The sequence below is a fragment of the Solirubrobacter ginsenosidimutans genome (genome assembly GCF_027587205.1).
This window is the reverse complement of record NZ_JAPDOD010000116.1, coordinates 1-2,547: the sequence shown is the minus strand read 5'-3', so window position 1 is coordinate 2,547 and position 2,547 is coordinate 1. Positions and strand designations below refer to the sequence as shown.

3 protein-coding genes are annotated in these 2,547 nt (G+C 69.3%); all 3 read right to left on the bottom strand.

From position 1 onward, the window contains the following. On the bottom strand, positions 1 to 1,107 hold a 1,107-nt coding region (locus OM076_RS44355), incomplete at its 3' end, for a phage holin family protein (protein ID WP_270046713.1). Continuing rightward, positions 1,091 to 1,855 carry a carbonic anhydrase gene (locus OM076_RS44350; protein ID WP_270046711.1) on the bottom strand — a complete coding sequence of 255 codons (765 nt, stop codon included), beginning with the start codon at positions 1,853 to 1,855 and terminating at the stop codon, positions 1,091 to 1,093. The genes OM076_RS44350 and OM076_RS44355, both read right to left, overlap by 17 nt. A 12-nt stretch (positions 1,856 to 1,867) precedes the next feature. Next, positions 1,868 to 2,296 carry a hypothetical protein gene (locus tag OM076_RS44345; RefSeq protein ID WP_270046710.1) on the bottom strand — a complete coding sequence of 143 codons (429 nt, stop codon included), beginning with the start codon at positions 2,294 to 2,296 and terminating at the stop codon, positions 1,868 to 1,870. Positions 2,297 to 2,547: the final 251 nt, after the last annotated feature.

Below are 2,547 nucleotides of genomic sequence, written 5' to 3'. Positions count from 1 at the left end.
CACGATCAGGTCGCGCACGAAGACGCACATCGCGCCCCGCATCAGCGGGTAGATGCCGCCGCGGTGGCCGCGCGGGCGCACGTCGCGGCGGATCCCACGGGCGGCGGCGATCCACTCGAGGATGACCTCGAATCCGAACAGCACGAGCGTGCGCGTCACGTTGTCGCCGTTGGCCAGGAACGCCCGATAGCCGGGATTGGATTGCTTCTCCGCGTCCATCCGGCTGACCGTGAGGATCACGTCGTCCGCCTCGCCGGAGAGCAGGTTCCCGCGGCTGGAGCCGCCATCGACCAACAGGCCGGCACCCGTCGCGTGCCGTCGCTCGATCTCCGCGCAGTCCGGTGGCGCCGAGCACGACATCACCGTGGCGGTCTCCTTCTCCACCCAGCGAAACGCGGGGATGTCATCGTTGGAGCCGAGCAGGATCCCGGCCTGGCTGGCGCCCGTCTGCGAGGAGAGATCGGTCTCCCACTCGATCAGGCTGTGCGTGTCATCGGCCAGCCAGCTGGCCATGTTCGGGGCGTTGCCGTCGCGCATCGCGCGGCGCAGCACCGGCAGCGCGAGCCCGTCGATCTCGAGGAAGATGATCCCGGGGACTTTGGTGTTGGCGATCACGCCCTGCCGACGCGCGATGCGCTTGGCAACGCGAATCGAATACGTGTCGTCGGAGCCGGTGAAGACCGCGAGCACGACGCTCACGGCCGCGACCACGAGCGAAGTCAGCAGCGCCCAGCCGAAGTTGTCGACCGTGAGCACGCCGTCGGTCAGCGCGTCAGCGATGAGCAGGATGGCGGCGTCCGCGACCAGCACGAGCAGGAAGCCCAGGACGAGCGTGAGCGGCAACCGCAGAGCGGCCAGCACGGGCGGGACGACCGCGTTGAGCGCGGCAACGACCGCCGCGACCACCAACGCACCCCAGAAGCTCTCGATGCTGACCCCCGGGAGGATCCCAGCGGCCACCATCAGCGCGACGCCCGAGGCGAGCCACGCGACCAGGAGCCCGAACAACCGCCGCCGGGGACGGTCGGATTGCCACGCGGAGTGATCGTGGGCGGGATTGGGGTCGCTGGGCATCGTGTTCTCCTTGTGGTCAATCGTCGTGGCCACGCCGTCCGGCGTCGCTGAACACCTTGCGCCCGTTGAGCGGTTGGACCTCTCGGCTGTTGCCGTCCTCGAAGAGCTCGCGGAAGGCTTGGATCTGGTGCTTGGAGAGCGTGATCGGGTGAGCGAGCACGATCCACCGCACGCCCTCGGTGAAGGGCGGGGTCGTCAGCGATCCCGTGTACCGGTACGAGGACACGTCGTCCGGCAGCAGATCGTCGATCCGGACGCCGGTGACTGGGCGCGTCTCCCCGGCCGTCTCGGGCAGAGCGTCGAAGATCCGTGCGAGGACGCGGTTCGCACGTCCCTGCTCGATCAACACCCCGATCACGAGCAATGAGCCGTCCGACGCACTGTGGACGAGGTGCATCTCCATCGGACTCCTGCGGCCGTCGATCTCGTGCTCGGACAGCGTGTGCCAATGGAACTGCTGCAGCGCGTACGTCGTACCGCTCAGCGTGATCGACGCGGCGCCGGCGGGCACCTCGGCCCGGACGGTCGCCTCCTCGCCAGGTGATCCGGTGTTGTTCAACGTGACGTCCGCTTTCCGCGGATACGCGAACCGAATCGTGGGGAGGTGCTTGACGAACGTGACCTCCGAGCGGCGGAGGTCGATCGGGCTCTGGGCGCTCCCGGGGTCGACCCCCGAGCTTGCGGGCGCGGCTGCCGCGACGGCAGCCGCAAGCGCGAGCGTCGCGACGCAGACGCTCACGATGTGCCCGATGCGGCCCGATCGTCGGTCTGGTCTGTTCATCGATCGTTCCCGTCAGCAGTCGATCGGTTGCAGTGACTCGGCCGTAGCGGACTTCAGTGCCGCGGCGGCGTCGGTGGCCTGGGCCTTGGCGTCAGCTTTCGACCCCGTGGCGACCGCCTGCCGGACGACGGCCTGCAGCTGTGTCCCGAATGCCGTCACCGCGTCTTGCACCTGTTGCTTGCGCTCGGGCGTCAGATTGGGCTGGGCGTCCTTGATCTTCTGCAGGTTCGTGGTGATCGCTTCGAGCGCCGACGTGACGTCGTTGCGCGTCGCGTCCCCGGTGCTGACCGTGGCGAGGGTGTCCACCTGGGTCTGGATGTCGGCCCGGGCGGCGCACACGTCGCTGGCCGCTTGGTCCTGCGGTGATGCCGGTGCCTGCGTGGGGGCCTCAGTCGCCGTGGGCTTCTCGTCCGAGGACGAGCCGCAGCCGAACAGCGCCAACGCCGCGCACGCACAGACGATGCGTGGGGTGAATGGCTTCAAGGTCGTCTCCGTGAGTCGTTGGGGGCGGCGTCGCCGCCGCCCCGGATCCGCCGCGTGGTCAGGCCACCGGCGCGGCCTCTGCGCGCTCGATCGCCGAGAGGGCCTCCTGCTCGGCCTCGTCCCAGTCGCCGACATCGCGCTTGAGGACGTGCTGCTCCGCGCGTGTGAGCGCGCGCTCGATCTGCTCGGCGTCCTTGTCGATGCCGACG